General features: G+C 39.7%; 18 protein-coding genes. 12 read left to right on the top strand and 6 right to left on the bottom strand.

Features of this window, described 5'->3' with window-relative positions; genetic code table 11:
- The first annotated feature begins 1 nt into the window (after position 1).
- The 10 genes from KO02_RS20760 to KO02_RS20720 all read left to right on the top strand — a co-directional run bounded on the left by KO02_RS20760 (position 2) and on the right by KO02_RS20720 (position 10,686).
- The gene (locus tag KO02_RS20760) at positions 2–709 is read left to right on the top strand and encodes a fibronectin type III domain-containing protein (protein WP_144243370.1); all 708 of its coding nucleotides are present in this window, start codon (positions 2–4) and stop codon (positions 707–709) included.
- Positions 710–711: 2 nt separating this feature from the next.
- Positions 712–1,161, top strand: a complete 450-nt coding sequence (locus KO02_RS20755) for a DUF5675 family protein (RefSeq protein WP_038701394.1) — start codon at positions 712–714, stop codon at positions 1,159–1,161.
- Positions 1,162–1,292: 131 nt separating this feature from the next.
- Positions 1,293–1,568 carry a hypothetical protein gene (locus KO02_RS20750; protein WP_144243369.1) on the top strand — a complete coding sequence of 92 codons (276 nt, stop codon included), beginning with the start codon at positions 1,293–1,295 and terminating at the stop codon, positions 1,566–1,568.
- A gap of 576 nt (positions 1,569–2,144) precedes the next feature.
- On the top strand, positions 2,145–2,720 hold the full coding sequence (locus tag KO02_RS20745) for an RNA polymerase sigma factor (RefSeq protein ID WP_038701390.1): 576 nt from the start codon (positions 2,145–2,147) through the stop codon (positions 2,718–2,720).
- Between the two features lie 106 nt (positions 2,721–2,826).
- Positions 2,827–4,014: a FecR family protein gene (locus KO02_RS20740; RefSeq protein WP_051960141.1), complete on the top strand. Its 1,188-nt coding sequence runs from the start codon at positions 2,827–2,829 to the stop codon at positions 4,012–4,014.
- Between the two features lie 120 nt (positions 4,015–4,134).
- Complete coding sequence (locus KO02_RS20735) at positions 4,135–7,533, top strand: TonB-dependent receptor (RefSeq protein ID WP_051960139.1); 3,399 nt, start codon at positions 4,135–4,137, stop codon at positions 7,531–7,533.
- A gap of 8 nt (positions 7,534–7,541) precedes the next feature.
- A complete protein-coding gene (locus tag KO02_RS20730; RefSeq protein WP_038701388.1) occupies positions 7,542–9,218 on the top strand; it encodes a RagB/SusD family nutrient uptake outer membrane protein in 1,677 nt (558 codons plus the stop codon).
- A gap of 194 nt (positions 9,219–9,412) precedes the next feature.
- Positions 9,413–9,757: a mechanosensitive ion channel domain-containing protein gene (locus KO02_RS24275; RefSeq protein WP_051960137.1), complete on the top strand. Its 345-nt coding sequence runs from the start codon at positions 9,413–9,415 to the stop codon at positions 9,755–9,757.
- The gene (locus KO02_RS23395; protein WP_051960135.1) at positions 9,745–10,176 is read left to right on the top strand and encodes a mechanosensitive ion channel family protein; all 432 of its coding nucleotides are present in this window, start codon (positions 9,745–9,747) and stop codon (positions 10,174–10,176) included. Before KO02_RS24275 ends, KO02_RS23395 begins: the two co-directional genes overlap by 13 nt.
- A gap of 255 nt (positions 10,177–10,431) precedes the next feature.
- The gene (locus KO02_RS20720) at positions 10,432–10,686 is read left to right on the top strand and encodes a hypothetical protein (RefSeq protein ID WP_038701386.1); all 255 of its coding nucleotides are present in this window, start codon (positions 10,432–10,434) and stop codon (positions 10,684–10,686) included.
- 243 nt (positions 10,687–10,929) lie between these two features.
- Here the strand turns inward: KO02_RS20720 and KO02_RS20715 are convergent, their stop codons facing one another.
- The 3 genes from KO02_RS20715 to KO02_RS24040 are packed head-to-tail and all read right to left on the bottom strand — an operon-like array spanning position 10,930 to position 15,783.
- Positions 10,930–12,621: a RagB/SusD family nutrient uptake outer membrane protein gene (locus KO02_RS20715; RefSeq protein ID WP_051960133.1), complete on the bottom strand. Its 1,692-nt coding sequence runs from the start codon at positions 12,619–12,621 to the stop codon at positions 10,930–10,932.
- Positions 12,622–12,634: 13 nt separating this feature from the next.
- Positions 12,635–14,596, bottom strand: a complete 1,962-nt coding sequence (locus KO02_RS24045; RefSeq protein ID WP_051960131.1) for a SusC/RagA family TonB-linked outer membrane protein — start codon at positions 14,594–14,596, stop codon at positions 12,635–12,637.
- Entirely contained in the window at positions 14,593–15,783 is a 1,191-nt protein-coding gene (locus KO02_RS24040) for a TonB-dependent receptor plug domain-containing protein (protein ID WP_051960128.1), read from the bottom strand. Before KO02_RS24040 ends, KO02_RS24045 begins: the two co-directional genes overlap by 4 nt.
- Positions 15,784–17,587: 1,804 nt before the next feature.
- On the opposite strand from KO02_RS24040, the gene KO02_RS20705 reads away from it, so the two are divergent.
- A complete protein-coding gene (locus tag KO02_RS20705; protein WP_038701384.1) occupies positions 17,588–18,100 on the top strand; it encodes a hypothetical protein in 513 nt (170 codons plus the stop codon).
- Between the two features lie 356 nt (positions 18,101–18,456).
- Entirely contained in the window at positions 18,457–18,819 is a 363-nt protein-coding gene (locus KO02_RS20700; protein ID WP_038703123.1) for a hypothetical protein, read from the top strand.
- Positions 18,820–19,056: 237 nt separating this feature from the next.
- Here the strand turns inward: KO02_RS20700 and KO02_RS23015 are convergent, their stop codons facing one another.
- The 3 genes from KO02_RS23015 to KO02_RS20690 form a co-directional block, all read right to left on the bottom strand.
- Entirely contained in the window at positions 19,057–19,392 is a 336-nt protein-coding gene (locus KO02_RS23015) for a hypothetical protein (RefSeq protein WP_051960126.1), read from the bottom strand.
- On the bottom strand, positions 19,389–19,676 hold the full coding sequence (locus KO02_RS23010) for a hypothetical protein (protein ID WP_144243368.1): 288 nt from the start codon (positions 19,674–19,676) through the stop codon (positions 19,389–19,391). The genes KO02_RS23015 and KO02_RS23010 overlap by 4 nt, the downstream gene beginning before the upstream one ends.
- A gap of 83 nt (positions 19,677–19,759) precedes the next feature.
- Entirely contained in the window at positions 19,760–20,347 is a 588-nt protein-coding gene (locus KO02_RS20690; protein ID WP_235212299.1) for a TetR/AcrR family transcriptional regulator, read from the bottom strand.
- Positions 20,348–20,546 lie beyond the last annotated feature (199 nt).

The raw sequence follows: 20,546 nt of genomic DNA, 5'->3' as shown, positions 1-20,546 counted from the left end.
GGTGTTAATAAACAGATTTTTAATCGATATGTGGACCTGCTGTGAAACAGATCTGCGTATCAGTCCAAATGACAAATTTATGGCGACAAAAATGAAAGCCCTGATCGGGTTTGCCAAAATGAAAGATGATGAATTGGTTATTGTAACCAAAACCATCATCGGAGCGATGAGCTCGAATGTGAAGTATCCTAATCCAACACCGGATCTGCCGGATCTGGAGACTATTTTAGATGAATTTATACTTAAACTGGCAGTAGCCAGAAAGAGAGGGTCTCCGGAAGATACGGCTGTTAAAAATGAAAGCCGCGAACCGCTGATTGTGGCTCTGCAGCAGTTGGGTTACTATGTCAACGGTGTAGCCCAGGGGCATCTTTCGACCTTGCTGAGTTCGGGATTTCCGACCAATAGTGCAGTTTTTGCTAATCAGGTTCCACTAAAAGTGGATAATGTACGCCTGTCGGATGGGAGGCAATCGAGACAGGTAAAACTGGAATTTGTCGCACAGAAAATAGCGACCATCTATGAATACCGTTACCGCATCCGTGATGACTTTGAAAATTTGTGGGGAGATCGGTATACCACGACATCATCTCGGGGTAATATCATTGCTCCTCTTGAAGTTGGCAAATTTTACGAGGTACAGGTACGGGCGGTGAATACGCAAGGTACTGGCGACTGGAGCGACGCGGCAAGTATATTGGTCAGGTAGTGATGTTTACACTTATACGTAGGAGACAGGGGAAGAATAGTACGCTGTCTCATCTTTATCTGAACGGGATTTTTATCTGTTATGTGCTGGAAGACGCGATCCGTGAGGTGAAAATCAGAGGCGAAACTTGTATCCCAGAGGGAATATACGCATTGGGATTAAATAAAACAGCTGGTATGAATGTGCGCTATAAACAGCTGCATGGTGGTATGCATCAAGGTATGGTGGAAGTGAAGGGGATTCCGAACTTCAGTTTGGTGTTCATTCATATCGGTAATTACCATCAAGATACGGAAGGCTGTTTGCTTACGGGAAGCTACTATCAGTTCTTTGATGGTGATTATCGGGTATTGCACTCGGCTGCAGGGTACAAAACATTGTATCCACTTATCCTTGAAAAGCTGCATGCTGGTGCTTGTTTTTTGAAAATTAGTAATAAAGTAACGGAGTAAAGAGTGACGGAATGATTAGTGACGAAGTAATGAGTAACTGAATTACTTAGTAAAACCGTAATGTGTGACAAAGTGGTAAGTACTTGTTACTTCTTACTGGTCACTTTTGTTACTTTCTTAATTTTATGCAAATGAAAAAATGGATCAATAAAATAAACAATATAGTACAGGTTGTTTTAATGGCCCCTGTGAAATTACCGGGTAAGGTGATGCATATTCTCAAATATATCGGACTGGGTCTCGGTGTTATCGAGATGGTGCTGGAGGAGCCGGAGGATAAGGCTGAGCAGGCTAAAGATGGGATTGTGCGGCAATCAGAGACTGCTCGTTTCTTGGAGGAAACTTCTAATGAATTATTGTCGCCCACGCGCACGACAGATGACAAGGAGGTGCGCGATGAAGTTTAATGATCTGCGGATGGGTACGCTGGGTGGTAGTCTCTGTTCGATATGGGCAAGCTTTTCTTTCGGGGATTTCTTGCAGACAGCGCTTTTGGCTGCGGCAGGAACGTGTGTCAGTTATCTAACTAGCCGCTTATTGAGCAAGTGGACCAAGCGGGAGTAGCATTTGGTACTTGCAAGAATGGAAAGCCTAATACCGACTATTCTTAAAAAGGCTAAAAGGGAGCACTGTTTCCTTTTTAGCCTTTACTGTTTTCTAGCTAAAAAGTAGAAATGTTGCATATTGTATTCATTGTTAGTGGAACAAGACAAGAAAAAAATGATCTAATGGGACTTCAATAAATGGGACAAATCAGTATTGTTTTTTTAGTAAAAGAAATTTAAGAATGATGAACTGCTGTAATTTTCAAATATTATTAATATATCCAGCTTATGTGTGCTAATGTAAAATAAAGATTAACATATTGTTATGCTTTCTTTTTCTCTAAGTCTTTTATGATTTTTCATTCTAATATTTAATATTTTTGGTGCCTTGATCAAGTCGATAAAGACCTTATCAGTGATTTTGTAAATAAAATTTTAATGAAACACTCATCAATTATTGAATTTCTGTGTCAAGAAAATGAAGACGGTTTGATCGCAATTTATCGGTTGTACAATAGGCCGCTGGTTTTTTATGCGCGTAAATATTGTTCATCAGTGCAGGAAGCAGAAGAGGTTGTTTCAGAGGCTTTTTTAAAATTTTGGGAAAGAAGGAGCCAATTTGAACAGGTGGATAAAATCCGTTCTTTTTTGTACGTGGTGGTGAAAAACTTATGTTTGAACCGTAACAGAAAAAGTAGGTTTATTGTGCAGATTGATGATATCAGTGATTATGAAGAGGTGCTTGTTGAAGATTCGGATTTTTTTTTGCAAATCGTCCGTACAGAATTACTCACTCAGATATTTGAAGAGGTGAATTTGTTGCCTGAAAAGCAGAAAATGATTTTTCAGATGAGTTTTATGGAAGATCTTAGTATAGAACAGATCAGCGCCAAATTGATGATGACATCTAATGCGGTTTATGCTAATAAATCTCGCGCTTTGGCAACCCTACGCCAAAAATTAGACCTCAAGAATTCCTGTGTTTTGTTATTGATATTTAAGGATCTATTTTAATCTCGTTCTATAGATTTGTCTACCTCGCTATTTTATTTTTGTTGTTTAACTGATGTAAGGTTTTTCAAATTGTTGTGTTTATATCAATAAGGGCTACTTATTAAATATGCAACAAATAGATCAGATCGTTTCTTTATTAAAGGAAAAAGTGCAAGGAACGCTTTCTCTGGAAAACGAAACGGTATTAGAAAAAATGCTGCTCGACCATCCGAGATTGCAAGAGATCGTCCAGGAATTTGATTCGACGGAGAAGATGTTAAACGCAGTGTCGGATTATCAACAGGTTCTCAACGTTCATACTCATGAACGTGAAGAGGTCTTATTGGATGATATATTGATTAAAGTACGACAACAACGGCATGACTCTGCTGTACCCCCTATTTATACGGTCATGAGACGTCGCTATTTATATATAGCTGCTTCTTGTTTTTTGATGTTTTTGCTTGCAGGTTATTTGATCTTAGAACAGCAAAAACCAACAAAATATTTACCCCATACTAAGATTTCTGATTTTAATCCAGGAAAGAAACGTGCTTTCTTAGAAATGGATGATGGTAAAAAACTTGTTCTGAGTGATGCGCATGATGGTATAAGCATTATGGAGGCATTGCAATATTCCGACGGAACAGTGATTGCGGATGAGCAGGAAATGGCCGCTAAATTAATGACTCTTACTGTTCCCCGAGGGGGGGAATACCAGGTTGTACTGTCTGATGGGACTAAAGTGTGGCTCAATGCCGATTCTAAATTGAGCTATCCAAAATCTTTTGAAAAAGATCAACGCGAGGTAACCTTAATCGGAGAAGCGTATTTTGAAGTCAGTAGTGATAAAAATCGCCCTTTTATCGTCCATACGAAAGATCAGACGGTTGAAGTACTGGGTACACACTTTAATATTGCTGCTTATCTGGATGAGTCTGTTTCATTAGTCTCATTAGTAGAGGGTAAAATTCGGGTATCTCATGAAAACCAACCTCCTCATATTGTGATGCCGGGTCAGCAGGCAGCTTTTATGGATGGACAGATACAGGTTTATCCAGTCAATGTCGCGGAGTTTACCGCTTGGAAAAATGGTGAATTTATATTTAATAATGAACCGCTTGCTACAGTTATGCAAAAATTGGCCCGCTGGTATGATGTGGAACTGGTGTTGGAAAACAAGCTCGAAAATATGAAAATATGGGGGTCTATTGCGAGAAGTAGTCGCTTTAGCCATGTACTGCAACTGATTAAAATGACTGATGAAGATATTCACTATAAAATTGAAGGAAGGAGGGTAACATTCATGAAATAAGTTTACTCAGGGATGTTGAACCAAGTACCGGAATAGCGCTAACTATCCCGGCTTGAAAGTTCAAGTAATGATAATCGCATATTGTAGATACTATATTTTAACTTAAACCAGTCAAAGGTAATGAAAAAAAACAATCTCGGAATGGCTATACAATCGCATTCCCAGCACTTTAAGTATTTTGTCATGATGAAATTTTTGATCCTGTGTAATTTCGGTTCCGTTGTGCAGCTTCATGCTACTGTACGGGCACAGACCATAACGATTAAACAAAAGAATATGCCCTTTGTGCATTTACTGACGGAAATAAAAAATCAGACGGGCTATCATGTTTTATGTAAAAGTGACATCATCAATGATGTGAAAAATTTGACCGTAGATCTGACCAATCAACCGCTAACCGCAGCATTGGACAAATTGTTGGAGCCTCGGAATCTCCAGTATACGATCGATCAAAAGTCTATTGTAATTCAAAGAAAAATGACTATCGATCGTAAAGACCAAAATGGTGCCACCAAGGCTGATGCCGACCTGCAGCAGACTTTTTCGGGACGTATTACCGATGCTGCGGGTGAAGTGCTTTCGGGTGTCAGTGTTATGGTGAAAGGGAAGTCCACTGGCGGAAGTGCTACGGATCTTGATGGTCGGTTTTCGATGGTGGCCAATAGGGGTGACATACTGGTGATATCGTTTGTGGGATTTGAAAAGCAGGAAATCACACTTCGTGATCAACAGGTTTTAGAAATCCAACTCCAACAGGAGGAAAAGTTGATGGAAGAGGTCGTGGTTGTAGGATATGGTGTGCAAAAAAAGATAAACATGACGGGCGCAGTTGCTACCTTGTCAGGTAAGGAACTTGAAAGTCGTCCGATTACCAATATAGGTCGCGGATTGCAGGGGCAGCTTCCTGGATTGACGATCCGAAGTCAGAATACAAGTCCGGGAAATTCTGCTCCCGAAATCCGGATCCGTGGTGTAGGTACTTGGGGAGACGCGAACCCGCTGGTGGTGATCGATGGTATTCCGGGTGGCAATCTCAATATTTTAAATCCGGATGATATTGAAAATATTTCGGTACTGAAAGATGCAGCCTCTTCTTCGATCTACGGTGTACGTGGAGCAAATGGAGTGATATTGATTACCACTAAAAAAGGAAAGGTAGGTACAACGAGTCTCAATTTCAACAGTTACTATGGATTGCAGACTCCTACTGCTTTACCAAATTTTTTAGGCTCTGTCGATTATATGTTGCTGCAGAATGAAGCAAACCGCAATGCTAATCAAGGACCGACCTATAGTGAAGAGGACATCGAAACAGCACGCAAGGGTACGGATCTTAATTATTTTGCCAATACCGATTGGATCGATGAAGTATATAAGAAGAATGCAGCTCAACAAAATTATAATTTGAGCCTACAGGGCGGTACGGAAAAGAGTAGTTATTATGCTTCTTATGGTTACCTAGGTGAGGGTGGACTTGTGGTCGGTGATAATTTTAACGCGGGACGCCATAATGCACGGTTGCGATTAAATACCGAACTGATCGATCGCGTTAAGATCGATGCCAATTTGGGCTACATTGATCGTGGTTATTATGGCTCTGCATCGGGTACAGGTGCACTTTCTGGCGCGACTTCTATCCGTCCTTTGGTGCCTGTAAGGTTTTCAAATGGAAGTTGGGGTTATCATGGTGGACAAAGTAATCCAGTAGCAATAGCAACGGATGGAGGGACCAACCGCTTCACTTCCCAAGAAATTACGGCCAATATCGCAGCGACGGTCAACCTAATGAAAGGCCTTGATATCAAAGGGCAGTATGGTTTGGTGAAATATAATTCGAAGCGAAATACGCTGCTCAAGACGATCAATTATTTTAGCCCCGATGATAATAAATTGATCTATCAGACCAATAACCCAAATAGTATCAAGATGGATCATTACTCGGGAACTTATCAAACATTCGTGGGTACCGCTAATTACATAACAAGTATCCAAGATAAACACAATATCACCGGATTGTTGGGGTTTTCAGTAGAAGAGACTGTTGGCAATGATTTTTGGGCTTCAAGACAAAATCTTCCGGTGCAGGAGCTTGAGTCTCTTGCCGTAGGTACGGACAACCAGTTGAATAGCAGTTCCAGTAACCAAAATGCACTGATGTCTTTTTTCGGACGACTAAACTACGACTACAAAAGTAAATATCTGCTAGAGGGTAATTTCCGTCGGGATGGTTCTTCCCGCCTCCATAAGGATGTGCGATGGAACTGGTTTGGATCTTTCTCTACTGGTTGGGTGTTAAGTGAAGAGCACTTCTTTGAAAATATGAAAAGTTTCTGGGATCTGGCTAAGATCCGATTCTCATACGGTACACAAGGAAATGATAAGGTAGGACGTGACTTCCCTTATATGGCGACCTTGGCCTCTGTGCAGATGACGAGTAACAATCCGATCGGTGATGAAGGGCAAGTGGGTTTTAGGCAAACGTTTATTCCAAACCAATTTATTACTTGGGAATCTGCAGAAAAAACAAATGTGGGGATAGATCTTGCATTTCTCAATAATCGGTTGAGCTTGACTAGTGAATATTTTATTAATAATACGAATGCGATTATTTTAAATCCGCCATTGCCCGATGTGATCGGTGTGGGTACTGCTTATCCGGCACAAAATTCGGGGTCGGTACAAAACAAAGGTTGGGAGCTGGTCATGGGTTGGCGTGATCAGATGGGAGATTTTAGTTATGCTGCCAATTTTAACCTTTCGGATGTGAAAAATAAAATCACAAAACTGGAAAATTTCGCGAATAATCTTGGAGATAAAGTACGACTGGAAGGACATCCATTGGATGCTTTTTATGGATTTGTGGCTGATCGAATTGCGCAAGAAAGCGACTTCAATATCGTAGATGGAAAATACGTTCCTAATTTCCCATTTCAAAAGGGTGATCTGGTAGCTCCGGGTGACCTGATTTACAAACCTGCGGATCCCGATGCGACAGAAATAACTGTATTGAAAGATAGGGTAATCTTGGGTAGTGAAATTCCACGGTATACCTATGGTTTTAGAGGTGATCTGGGTTATAAGGGAATTGATTTTAGTTTCTTCCTGCAAGGGGTGGGTAAGGCTGACGGATATTTAGGTGGTGCAGCGCGCCATCCTTTTATCAACAACAGTGCCATGCCGCAAGATGTGCATCTTGACCGATGGACTCCAGAAAATACCGATGCTTCTTATCCAAGATTGGTTTATATGCGTACACATAATACTCGTTTATCGTCAAAATGGTTAGAAGATGCAGCTTACCTAAGGTTGAAAAATATACAGATTGGCTATACTTTTCCAACTGCTATGATGGAAAGAATGAAAGTTTCCAAATTGAGAATATATTTCTCCGCGGATAATCTATTCACCAAAACAAACTTTTATAAAGGTTATGATCCTGAAATACCTGCGGGTAACACTGGAGGTTATTATCCGCAAGTTAAAACCTATGTTATCGGTCTAAATTTTAATCTTAAATAGTCAAGATCATGTTACTGCAAAAATATAATAACATTACATTAAAAATGCTGCTGCTTCTTATAGGCATGGCTACGCTGAGCAGCTGTAATAAATTTCTGGATCGCTATCCGCAAGATGAAATCGTTGATGATACTTATTGGAAGACACAAGAGCAATTGGAGATGGCGGTTACAGCGATATACTCGCGCGTAAAAGCGAAGAATATCGTCGATATGGAAAATTTGGCTGAAAACACGATGTGGCCGACAACAACAGAATATAAAGATATTGGTTCTGGTGTATTCCCGGTCACTCAACCTACGGTGGATGCTGAATGGCGCAATATGTACCGTGATATCCGAGAATGTAATGTCTTTTTGGAAAAATACAAAAATGCCGAGGAGACAACACCAGGAGCTAATGAACGGCTTGCTGCTGAAGTACGCGTAATCAGAGCTTTAGGATATAGTTTTTTGACTTCTTTTTATGGTGATATTCCGCTGGCTTTAACACCCCTGAACCCGGGTGATCCGGAGCTGTATGAGGCAAGAACGCCACAAGCAGAGGTGGTGGATTTTCTACTGAAAGAGTTGGATGAAGCTGCTGCAGTACTCCCTAAAGCAATTCCTACAGGAGGTGATTTGGGTCGAATAAGTAAGGGGACCGCACTGGCACTGAAAGCGCGGGTTGCGTTGGCGTATGGACGATATGAAATCGCTGAGAAGGCTGCCAAAAATGTCATGGATCTGGGCGTGTACAAGCTGTACACAACAGCGAATCCGAAAACGGCTTATCAAGACCTGTTTACACGGAATGGTAAATTGGCCATGGGAAAAAATCAGGAAACGCTCTTTGCCAGGTTGCATAAGATGGATATTATTATGCACAATTTAAGTAGGGAGATTCATGTGCCGGATCAGTTTGCACGTTTCGTACCAACAAAATCGCTGGTAGATTCCTATTTAGCGTCGGATGGTTTACCAATCGAAAAATCGCCACTGTATAATGATGATACGTATGAAGATGTTTTTAAAAACAGAGATCCCAGAATGACTCAAACGATTTTGGTGCCAGGTGATAAATGGGGAGGACGCTATGATGGTAGACCGATTGCTAGCAATCCGGATCCAACCATCTTTCAAGTTCCTAAATTTAGCCAAGATGGTCGTGGATCGGTAACGACAACGGGTTATTATTATAAAAAGTACGTAGAATTATCTGCCGTTCCAAATTATAACAGAGATGATAATGATATCCATCATATTCGGTATGCAGAGGTGTTGCTGACCTATGCGGAAGCGCGAATGGAACTGGGTAAATTGACTCAGGAAGATCTTGATATTTCTATCAATTTGTTGCGTGACCGTGTCGGTATGAAACGTATGGAGTTGAGTTTTTTAGCACAATATGGCATGGATGTCCGTACGGAAATCCGTAGGGAACGACGGGTGGAATTGGTGCTGGAAGGGCAACGATACTTTGATGTACGTAGATGGAAGGAAGGAAACCGTCTAGCTGCTGATATAGAAGGAGTAAAAGCTTCTTGGTTTTCACAACTCGAGAGTGCCGCTTACCGCAAAAATAAAGATGGGTTTTTGGTGGTGCAGTGGAACCGTGCTTTTGAAAATCCAAAAAATTACCTATGGCCTGTGCCGCAGACGCAATGGGAAAGAAACCCAAGTCTGGGACAAAATCCGGGCTGGTAAGTTTGGTATATTGGTAATATTATTTAGTTACTGTCAACTAAAAGGCTGCTTAGAGTAAATTTAAGTAGCCTTTTTTGTAATCAAAAATCTCACATTGTGTTTTTTCTGAATACTAGGGACGTTTTAATCCAAAGACACTTCAAGTAGTTGGTAAAATCAACGAAATACTGCTGGTCGGCTTTTTTGCTATAGTTTTGCTTCAGACTATTAAGGTTTTTGAAGATTTCCTTTATCATCGTTTCGATGTATATAAAGAAAATAATCTACGCGAAAGAAAAGTCAGGACACAGATTGTTTTTATTCGAAAAGTAATCATTTCCCTAGTCATCGTTATTTCGCTCGCCATTATTCTACTTAGTTTTGAGAGTATGCAAAAAATTGGTGCAGGCTTGTTAACAGGTGTCGGAGTCGGCGGGATTATAATCGGTTTTGCCGCACAGAAATCGCTAGGGAACTTACTGGCAGGATTTCAGATTGCATTTACCCAGCCCATACGAATGGATGATGTATTGGTGGTGGAAGGTGAATGGGAAATGTAGAAGAAATTAACCTGACCTATGTGGTGGTTAATATTTGGGATAAACGGCGTTTAGTGCTACCGATTACTTATTTTATCGAAAAACCATTTCAAAACTGGACAAGAACCTCTGCCGAAATATTGGGTACCGTCTTTATATACACGGATTTTAAGGTCCCCGTTCAAAAATTGCGCGAAAAGCTAACTGACCTGCTTACCGGCCATCCCTTATGGGACGGGAAGGTGAATGTCTTGCAGGTGACAGATCTTAAAGAACAAACCATAGAACTTCGCTGTTTGATGAGTTGTAGAAATTCGGGGCAAGCATTTGATCTGCGTTGCTATGTGCGGGAAGAGATGATTAATTATATCCAAAAATACTTCCCCGATTGTCTTTCGAAAACAAGAATTGATTACCCTAAAGAGGTGAGTGTTCACTAAATACAAAGTCTTTTTTAAAAGTTTAATAAATGATTATTAAACTTTTGGCTTAGATGGTACACGAACTTTTGTCTTACCAGCAGAGAATTAAACATTTTCAGGATCATGTGTCAATACTACTTGGAACTCTACCGTAACCATCAGTCCCATAGTTTGTACGAGGATGCAGTTGACGAGGAATAAGACATAAAATAGCAGTAACAGATGATCGGTAGGCCAGATACCTATGTTAGCGTCAAGAGGTTGCTTTTTATAATGACGGTTATCTTTATCGCTATCTACCTGTCATTGTCGGTTTTTGCTGCAGGAACTGTTTCTATTAAGGTCGAAAATCTGGTTAGTGCTACCCCGCTGTATGGAATCGTATCCTTTGGTTCGACACATGAAAGACTACGGCAACACATTTATCTTATGGACGCAGATACAGGTTTTTTTGAGGTCAGACAAGACGAGTTATCTTATCAAGTAAAAGCTTCATTTTCATTGTGTTCTAAGTTTTTAGTATCTTAAATAAATTATAAACCTATACCATTTTACGACGGACTTTCTTTATTTCTTTGGCATATTACATTGGAATAAACTGATTTTGTGTGGGAGGAAGTTTGCAGCACCTGTTCGAAGGTGGCCTTAATCTTTAAATAAGAAGGGAGTCGATTGTGTTCGACTCCCCATCTTATGGTATTATAGGTAGATGTATGATTAATATCCAGGATTTTGATCTTGGCCCAATGATGGGTTGAGATCAATGGCTGCTTATGGTATCGGCATCAACATCAGACGCTCATTCCAGGCTTTTTTAACAACGATATCGCCATTAGGTGCTTTGGTATCGCCCGACATTGCTTTGCTTGCATAGTCATTGCCATAGCGACGGATATCTTCATAGCGATGACCCTCACCAGCTAATTCGATGCGACGTTCGTTGCGGATCAAGTCAAGCGCTTGGGCTTGTCCTAATGCTGTTGGTGCTTTGGGCATGCCTGCTCGAGTACGCAATTTATTGAAGGCTTCTTGTGCTTGGCCATCCCATCCTGTGTTTTTGACACGTGCTTCTGCATACGTCAATAACACTTCGGCGAAACGGATCGTCGGATAGTCTTCTACACTTGCTTGGTCCTGGTAAGGTGTTAAAGATACCATCTTACGGTAACTGTATCCTGTCCAAGATTCATTACCGTCTTTTCCAGACCACTTTGGATCCCAACGGTAGTAGAATGTGCCAAAGTCGGTCTCATGCCAACCCTTGAATGGAAATAGGATACTGGCATATAAGCGGCTATCTCTATTTCTGAATTCTTTCATATAGGCATCTTTTGTGAGATCCATACCCGCTACTTTAGCAATGTATCCATTTTGATCCAATCCTTCCACTTCTGCTGTTATTTTAGCAAAAGAACTTTGACGTTTTTCTTGATCCACCTGTCTGATGGTATGGCCGTCAATATCCCAGTAAGCATCAATCAGGTCTTGCATGGGTTCGTACGATGAGTAACCTTGTACTAATTGACTCGGACGGATATAGACATATCTTCCCCAGTCAATGTTATCATCCTGTGCCATGAATTCTCTGGTCAAGATATATTCAGGATTGGATGGATTGGCATTTTCATTGTGCCATAGCGACTCATAACTAAAAAGACCTTTTGCGAAAGCATCTCTATCGATTCCTTTTTCCTCGAAATCGATGAACTGATCTAATTCTGCAGCTTCTTTTTGTTGAGCAGCATTTAGTGAGCTGACCGTAAATAATTGGTATTGGCCAGACTTAATAACGGCATCCGCAGATTTTTCTGCTTCGACATAATCTCCAAAATACAAGGCAGCACGGGCACGAAGGGCATGTGCTGCTCCTTGTGTGATACGACCTTTTTCATTCAGAAAACTATTGTTATAAGTGGCAGGTAGTATCATAGCCACTTCTTCAAGCTCTGTCAGAATAAAGTTTCTGACCTTTTCTACTGGATCACGTTGCAATAATGGGCCGTTGTACTCCAATGTGCTCGTAATCAAGGGTACTTTGCCAAATTTAGAGGTCAGGTTCAGGTAAGAAAACGCGCGTAAGAAGCGAACTTCTGCTCGCATACGGGCTTTTAGTTCTTCTGATACGTTGACTGTTTCTACTTTTTCGATAAAGTTATTGAAGATACGGATATCGGTAAAGCCATAGCCTTGGTTATCTTGTGTACTAATTCCATTTTGTTGAATCAATTCGTACGGACCTTCCCAAGGCTTGTGACTATGCGCGTTGTCTGTCGTCATTTCATCCCAAATGTCCATCGCTGGCATCTGTGCATAACATGCATTCAAACCTAAAAAGGCATCATTTTCTGTCTTCCAGTAGCCTTCAGCAGAAATTTCGGAAGGTGGATCGACAACTAAACTACAGGAGGAATTAAAGAATAATAGTCCTGCAGCGATTAATAAAGTGTAATTTATTTTTTTCATCTGAGATAGCAAATTAAAAATTAACGTTTAGACCAAGTGCGATTGATTTTACACCTAAGGCACCCAATCCACGTCCACTTGATGATTCAGGATCAAAATCCTTCATCTTTTTGTCCTGTCTGATGGTGAATAGGTTTTCACCGGATAAGAATACCTTAGCGCCACCCAATTTGATGCGGTTGGCAAATGTTTTTGGTAAGGCATAGCCGAACGTAATTGTCTTGATGCGGAAGTAATCGGCATCGAACAACTGGAAGTCAGAAAAATTCTGGTTGTAGTTGTCTGCTGATGCACCGCCATAGATGCGCGGATATAAAGCATTTGGGTCTTGGTTGGCCATATTCCAGCGTCCTAAGTGATATTCACGTGGCGCCGAATTAAGAAAGAATGCCGACACTTGTTCTGATTCAAATCCTACGGATGCGCCACTGATGCCTTGACCAAATACCGAAAGGAAAAAATCTTTGTACTCCAAGTTCAGATTGATACCGTAGGTAAAGGTAGGTACATCCGATCCGATGATCGCACGGTCTTCACCTGTGATGTCTGATCCGTATTCAACACCTTTACGTTGCGGTACATATTTGATATCTCCAGCATTGGGCTTACGTCCGAAATTATAATATTGTCCTGCATCGATTTCTGCTTGTGAGTACAGCCCATCTGTTACATAACCGAAATAAGAACCAATGGCTTGACCCTCACGTAAAATGTAGCGGATCTTGTCACCTCCATTCGAGATCATATCCTGCGATTCGCCTAAATTTGCGACCTTATTCTTATTGGTCGTCATGTTGACTGCGACTTGGTATTTAAAATCACCGATCTTGTTATCGTGGGTCAAGGTCAACTCAAAGCCTTTGTTGCTCACTGCACCAATGTTTTGTGAAGGATTTCGCTCTAAACCGACTTCATAAGGCGTGTTATAGGCTAAAAGGATGTCTTTGGTTTCTTTGATGTAATAATCTGCTACAATGCCGAGTTTACCTTGAAAGAATGTCGCATCCAATCCAAAGTTAGACATGGTGACGGTTTCCCAAGTTAAGCCCCTATTGGCAGGTTTTGATTCCTTAGTACCCGTAACTGCTTTATCATTGAAGGAATAGGCTGGAAATATCGCATAGGTCTGGAAGTAATCGTAGTAGCCTACGTTATTGATGTTCCCCAATTCACCCCATGAACCTCTCACTTTTAGGTTTTGGATCCAAGATACATCTTGTAGAAAATCTTCTTGATCTAAACGCCATCCGGCCGAGAACGATGGGAAATATCCCCAGCGGTTGTCTTTATGGAAGCTAGAAGAAGCGTCTGCACGCATATTAGCTTCGAATAGATACTTATTGGCAAAGCTATAGTTGATACGGCCGAAATAAGAAAGTAACTTATTATCCTCAAATCCTCCATTATTACTGATATCAGGTCCTGCGGTAGAGCCACCATTCATGTCTATCAGACCATCTGTAGGGAAGTTTTTTCTTGAACCACCTAAGGCTTGGTATCTCATATCTTCATAAGATGTTCCAGCCAAGATTTTAAAATCATGATCACCGATGGTTTTGGAATACTCTGCAGTTGCTAAGTATTGCATACGTTGTCTACTTCTCCAGTCCATAGACATCTGGTTGGTGTAAACGCCTGTACCCGGAATAGGAGCTCCTGTATTGAAGTTGTTCACCTCATCCTGCAATGCCGTGTAGGATTTACCTTTGTACTCGTAGCGGTTCATGATACCTTGCGCGCTCAAGACCAATCCGTCGATAGGTTTTAAATCAAACCCCAGGTTGTAGATGGTGTTTTCTGTGGTACTGTTTGACCAATTGTTTTTGCTATAAGCCCGTAATGGATTGGCGTTTAAAAAGGATTGCGTAGCCAGTTGACCACCTGAAATACTTCCCCATTCACCGTTCGAATGTTTGGCGACCATGGTTGGCGGGGCAATCAGGAAATTTGCTAGACCGGGTTGGCCATTTTTCACATCGCCCTGGTTGCGAATATAGCTATATTACCTTTAATCGTTAACCAATCTGTTACATCGGAACTCAAATTAGTTTGAAAGTTGTATTTTTTACTTTCGGAACCTGGTGTAAATGCTTGATCTTGGTTATATCCTAATGCGGTAAAATAATTGATTTTACTGGAACCACCACTAAAGTTTAAGGAATGGTTGGTCGTTGGTACATTTTTGTCGAGAGCTAAATCAAACCAATTGGTGTTTGGATAACGGTCAGGATCGGAACCGTTCGAAAATTTTTCAACTTCTTCCGGAGTATAGGCTTGATTCATACCCAATTTTGGGTTGCGGTTGAATAGGGCTTCGTTCATCAGTTCAGCATATTGGGTCGAGTTCACCACTTTCGGTAGGTATGTCGGCGATCTATAACCCATATAACCACTGTAGTTGATGGCCATAGTGCCCTCCGTACCTTTTTTGGTCGTTACCAAAATCACACCATAAGCAGCACGTGATCCATAGATAGCAGATGAGGCAGCGTCTTTTAGAAACGATACCGATTTGATGTTGTTCGGGTCTAGGTTACTGAATACAGTTCCATCAGAAATGGCACCGTCAATGACATAGAGGGGTGCAGATGAACCTAGGTTTCCTCGACCACGGACGTTAATAGCTGCAGCTTGACCAGGACGAGAAATAACGGTAACACCTGGAGTGGTTCCTTGTATGGCAGAAGCCAGATTGGGTTGTACACGATTCTGAACGGTGCTCAGGTCTAATGATGCGACCGAACCTGTTAGGTTGGCTTTCTTTTGCGTACCAAATCCAACCACGACTACTTCTTCCAGTGCTTGGTTTGATGCCATAATATCAATGTTATTGACTAGGCTTGAGATAATTATCTCTTGGCTGTTGTACCCAATTGCAGAAACAACTAGTGTTTGTCCAATGGAGGCTTGAATGCTAAAATTACCCTGGTTGTCGGTCGAAACTGATACAGTAGGTCTTTCTTTGACGGTCAAGGTTACGCCAGCTACAGATTCTTGATTCGCAGTGACACGGCCTGTTACGTTTTGCTGCGTAACAACAAGGTTATAGGGCAAGGTTAATTTGGCTGATGCTTCTTGAGTAGCAATTGTGCTGAGCAAGATCAGCGTTGCTAAGCGTGAAGTCTTTCCCCTAAATAGTAAAGGTCCAAGTTGGTTTATCATACTTGTGAGTTAATGGTTTTATGATTGAGTTTAGGGTTACAATGTACAGTGAAAAAAAGGTGTTTTGAAATTAGTTTTATAAACAATCGTTTGCGTATTTTACGCACTCGATTGTGTTTGAATGATGCCTTTTATTTATTGCTAGCTGTTTGGTTAGCCTTGTAAATTTACGTTAAATACCGCTGTACGTAGTAACAGGGAAGTATCTGATGCCATGTGATACAGCTCGGGGAATGGAGCGACATATCTTTTCGCTTTTCGTTATCCACAGTTTGTGGATAAGACTCTTGATTTTGTGAAATGGGCATATTTGTCCGCAAGTTATCCACTTTTTGTGAACGGAGGGAAGCTTATTGTGAATGAGTCTTCTCTTGTCTGTCTTGCTGTTGATATCATGTTGATAAGATGTTAGTTTGTGTGGAAAACTATTCTAATTATAAACATGATTCTTTCTTCCTTTTTTTTAAATTTTAATTTATAGTCTGGTTATCCATATTTTATCTATTTCTATAGGTTTTTGTGTGGAATATATTTGTATTTTGAAATGTGAATTACTTTTTCCACATTTTGTTCACATGATGTGGAGATAGTTGTGGTTAGTGACGAGTGATTTGCTTGGAAAGGTGGTGGGAAGTGAATAAAATCCGTTTGATTGTTAACAGCCCGACTTGTTTTAAACCAAACTCACAAAACGGGAGGATTTATCCACAATGTTGGTAAATAGTGTGATTTCGGATGAATGTGATTTCGTTTTGTCAGTAACATCATGATTCGTCTTTAAGCCAAATTTACAAAAACACTAAATCTATCAACAATGTTGGAAAAATGGGGGTAATTTTTAGTCAAACTCACAAAACGGGAGGATTTATCCACAATGTTGGTAAATGCGTTGATTTCGGATGAATGTAATGTGTAATTATTTTTTAATATCTGAGCTAGGTTTGTGGAGAAATTCAGAAAACAGTCTTAGTTATTAACGTTGTTGATAACATGCGGGCAGTGTTCAGTCAAATTCACAAAACGGAAAGATCTATCCACAATGTTAGTAAATATTGGTGATTTCGGATGTCGTGATGCAAAGATTTGGAGACCTTTCACTGTTTCTGAACGTATTTAGTTATATTATTCACCTTTTGTGAATAGTGTTGTCAATTTAAGGGTATGTATGTGCTAAAAATGTTGATAACATGTTAGTAAGTGTGTTTTATAGATTTTTAAATTTTCTTTTAAATGTAAATTATTTGTGAATAATGTGTGTTCATTTTGCTTAATGGCATGTTTCTAGGTGTGTTTCGTAAATTTGTTTCTCATAATAGGTTGATGATGGTATGTTAATTACTTTTTTAACATTTTACATTTTTTGTTGGGAAATATGCAGTTATACACGTTTTTCATAAAGTTATGAACATTATGTTAGTAACCGTTTCCGCAATTGTGGGAATTATAGGATTTTTATGTTAATAACATGTGGATAAGTGTTGGTAATTAAAATATAACTATAAGCCTACCTGAATTATGCTTATCCATACGCTATATTTTATGCACACATTATCTACATTTTGTGTTTGTAAAATAACATTCTCAGTATTATTTGATACTTCATCATGAATGTGGATTACTTTATCCACATTTTTTACACATTGTGTGAAAAATTGTGTTTTTAATAAAAATTGTAACTGATTATCCCGTCTGAGTAATAAAATATTTTAGTAAAATATGTTGCTATTGCTTGTTTGGCAAACTATTTGTTGTAACAGCGAAACCTGCAGTAACAGGTTACTATTATTAATTTTTTATTACTATCATGAAAAAAGTACTTCTACCTATTTTTACTCTTTTTATCATGCTATTTGCCCTAAATAATCGGGCGAATGCACAAACACCTTATCGTACCGCTATTGGTCTAGGAATAGACATCGGAAATGGCGAAACATTGTTCGGTCCGCAGATCAAACATAATTTTGGCGGAAATGATGCTGTGAATGCGCAGGTATTGTTTGGTGATCACATCACTGTTTTAGGTGTTGATTATTCGTATAACGAGCGTATTTCTGGATCACGTGGTCTATCTTGGTATGTTGGTGTTGGGCCACAGGTATCATTTTTTGACTATGATAAAGGCTATAAACATAACCATTGGAAAAATGATGACACACATGTAGATTTTGCAATCCGTCCGGCGCTTGGTCTGGAGTTTAGGATTCCTGCTGCCCCACTAGCCATGCATTTTGATTGGAAACCATGGTGGAACTTATCACACGGAGCGCATTTTGAACCGTCCAATTTCACTTTGGGACTTAAATTCGTTCTGAAATAAAGGACATATAGTAACAATCGAAAGATGATATGCAATAATCCTGCTTTAACTTAAAAGTTAAAGCAGGATTATTTTTTCCTTTAAATGAGGTAAAAAACTGTTAAGTCTGGCTGTAAATATTTTGTTGGAATTATCTCACTCCTCAATAATTGGGAAGGATGAAGATTCGTTAAAACAAATGTAGTGAATAAAAATAATAAAAGATAGTAAACTCTTTTATTATTTTTTTAATGCATATCTTTATTCTAGCGTTACCAAACATCAGTGTTTAAAGACGAACAAACAGCGTAAATGAGCGGACGGGAATAAAAACCAGCATTAATGAATGAGCAATGAATGATGATGAAAAATTTGATATGAAAACAAAAACTAAAAACACACCGCTTTCACTTTATACGGCATTGGTATTTGATAAAAATAAGCCATTGGTTGCCCTGATATTAGAAACACCTATGACTAAGGAATTGCGCATCTGCTTGTTCGAAGGCGTAATAATTAAAGATCATAAAAGTCCTTTTCCAATTGTGATCCACGTTCAGGAAGGTACAATGGAATTGGGAGTGGAGGGGGATTCTTTTGCGATGGTAAAGGGAGATCTGATTTGTTTGGAAGGGGGTGTTATGCACAACCTGAAGGCTCTGGAAAATACGATCGTTAGATTATCGATATTGAAAGAGGATAAACTGGAACGTGTGGAGCAAGTGATCAACGGAAACTAAAAGGACTTCAGTGTGTCAGAGAGAGTGAGCTACTACAGTTGCGGAAAAATACGCTGAATAATGTATACCGATTGAAGTTATTAGGCTGGTTATGAAAACTAAAAAGAGGGAACTAAAATTAGGTCCCTCTTGTGTTTTTGATTCGCTTAAATAAGCGAATCAGTTCCGGTTTTTTGGATTTTATTTCAGAGAAATTAGTGGTGAGCATTTCCAATTCTCTAGGCTCACATAATGATGTTATGATTTATCGACTTCTTCTTGTAGGATATTCAATTTTCCAGAGGCATTATTTGCGGTAAATTGGATATAGACATTGCCTTTATCTGCCGTTCGGATCATGTAAAACTTGATTCGTTCATCTGTATAGCCCATATCGCCTTCCGCCCCTTTATTTGGGTCTTTGTTGTGGTAACGATCATACTCATCTGCTGTAAGATGGCCGTCGAATATTTTTACAGCACCCCTAGATTTTAAGTAGTCTTCGAGGCTCTTTTCAAAATATCTTTGGGAAAAGGATTCTTTTTCAACCCCTGTGACAAAAGTCTTATACATCTTGCCTTCAAATGGGGTCATACACCATTAATGGGGAAATAACAGACGTCAAAATCCTTCTGCAGCGGTTTATTGAGCTCTTTCAGATTTTTTGGTAATGTAAAGAAAGGAAATGCTCCAAGATCAGCGTTTGAATAGGGGATGTCGGCTATATTTAGATTTGTAATCGTCGCGCTATCACCCTCAATGGTTTCTTCTCCATTAGTTTGCACAGATTGTTTTTGCTCGTTTACATCTTGCTTCACTTTCTGGTTACAGGAAAGAACCAAAAAGGACCCTGCTATTAAAAGTACTGTCTTCTTCATGCTCAAATTATTTGATATCATACTATTAAAGTTCTAAATAAACGATGTAATAAACAAGTGATTGCGTAGAAAAATGAATTTTATCAGTCTGTTGGATAGGTTTGCTTTAAAATTGTCTTGACCGCATTTTTGATTCGATCCATTCCCGCTTCTGTGGAAATATCGATTTCACAAAATGTGCTGTCCGTGGTTTTGCTATGTAAAACCAGGTAATAGATGCCGGCGACCAGTAAGCTCGATACTGCGCGGAGGTCAATGTTCTTGCCTGCCAGTTCTTTATCGGATTGCGCGAAAAATAGAGAACTCATCTTCTCCCTTTCTTGGGTTACGTGTGACATGATTTCCGATGGTTCACTAATCTGCCACAAGACCACCTTCTGCATTTCTTCATTGAGCCTAAATTGATCAATCTGGTTAATCAATAATTCTTCTATAAAATGACGTGTACTGGAATCTTTAGCATTTGCTAAGGACTGCTCTGCTTGCTCGGTAGCTGCTACCCAATAATCTTTACTCTTAATATAGATTTCGATCAGGTTATTGATATTTCCGAAATAAGTAGAAATCAGTTTTCTGTCCACACCAGCAGTACTCGAGATATTGGCAATCGTCAAGCCGGTATATCCTTTTTTTTCCAATACGACTCCAACAGATTGGATGAGTTTGTTCATCGTTCTATTTTTATCGTTTTTTTCCCCTTGATATGTTTTTCTAGCCATCGCGTTATGTAACTTTCTTATTGACACACAAATTAAAGGATAATTTTTCGAATAAGCTAATTGCTTGTTATAGTGGTTGGTGGGTATGGATGGTAGGTTGCTAATAGTTCGGAAATTCATACTGATTATACCCAATATAATAATATTGGCC

The organism is Sphingobacterium sp. ML3W (assembly GCF_000747525.1).
GTDB lineage: Bacteria > Bacteroidota > Bacteroidia > Sphingobacteriales > Sphingobacteriaceae > Sphingobacterium.
The sequence above is the reverse complement of the archived record's forward strand: the minus strand, read 5'-3'. Positions and strand labels throughout refer to the sequence as shown.

Excerpts from the sequence above, each read along its gene's own strand:
- KO02_RS20755 (WP_038701394.1), top strand. The coding sequence starts at position 712 with ATGTTTACACTTATACGTAGGAGACAGGGGAAGAATAGTACGCTGTCT.
- KO02_RS20750 (WP_144243369.1), top strand. The coding sequence starts at position 1,293 with ATGAAAAAATGGATCAATAAAATAAACAATATAGTACAGGTTGTTTTA.
- KO02_RS20745 (WP_038701390.1), top strand. The coding sequence starts at position 2,145 with ATGAAACACTCATCAATTATTGAATTTCTGTGTCAAGAAAATGAAGAC.
- KO02_RS20740 (WP_051960141.1), top strand. The coding sequence starts at position 2,827 with ATGCAACAAATAGATCAGATCGTTTCTTTATTAAAGGAAAAAGTGCAA.
- KO02_RS20735 (WP_051960139.1), top strand. The coding sequence starts at position 4,135 with ATGAAAAAAAACAATCTCGGAATGGCTATACAATCGCATTCCCAGCAC.
- KO02_RS20730 (WP_038701388.1), top strand. The coding sequence starts at position 7,542 with ATGTTACTGCAAAAATATAATAACATTACATTAAAAATGCTGCTGCTT.
- KO02_RS23395 (WP_051960135.1), top strand. The coding sequence starts at position 9,745 with ATGGGAAATGTAGAAGAAATTAACCTGACCTATGTGGTGGTTAATATT.
- KO02_RS20720 (WP_038701386.1), top strand. The coding sequence starts at position 10,432 with ATGACGGTTATCTTTATCGCTATCTACCTGTCATTGTCGGTTTTTGCT.
- KO02_RS20715 (WP_051960133.1), bottom strand. The coding sequence starts at position 12,621 with ATGAAAAAAATAAATTACACTTTATTAATCGCTGCAGGACTATTATTC.
- KO02_RS24040 (WP_051960128.1), bottom strand. The coding sequence starts at position 15,783 with ATGATAAACCAACTTGGACCTTTACTATTTAGGGGAAAGACTTCACGC.
- KO02_RS20705 (WP_038701384.1), top strand. The coding sequence starts at position 17,588 with ATGAAAAAAGTACTTCTACCTATTTTTACTCTTTTTATCATGCTATTT.
- KO02_RS20700 (WP_038703123.1), top strand. The coding sequence starts at position 18,457 with ATGAAAACAAAAACTAAAAACACACCGCTTTCACTTTATACGGCATTG.
- KO02_RS23015 (WP_051960126.1), bottom strand. The coding sequence starts at position 19,392 with ATGACCCCATTTGAAGGCAAGATGTATAAGACTTTTGTCACAGGGGTT.
- KO02_RS23010 (WP_144243368.1), bottom strand. The coding sequence starts at position 19,676 with ATGAAGAAGACAGTACTTTTAATAGCAGGGTCCTTTTTGGTTCTTTCC.
- KO02_RS20690 (WP_235212299.1), bottom strand. The coding sequence starts at position 20,347 with ATGAACAAACTCATCCAATCTGTTGGAGTCGTATTGGAAAAAAAAGGA.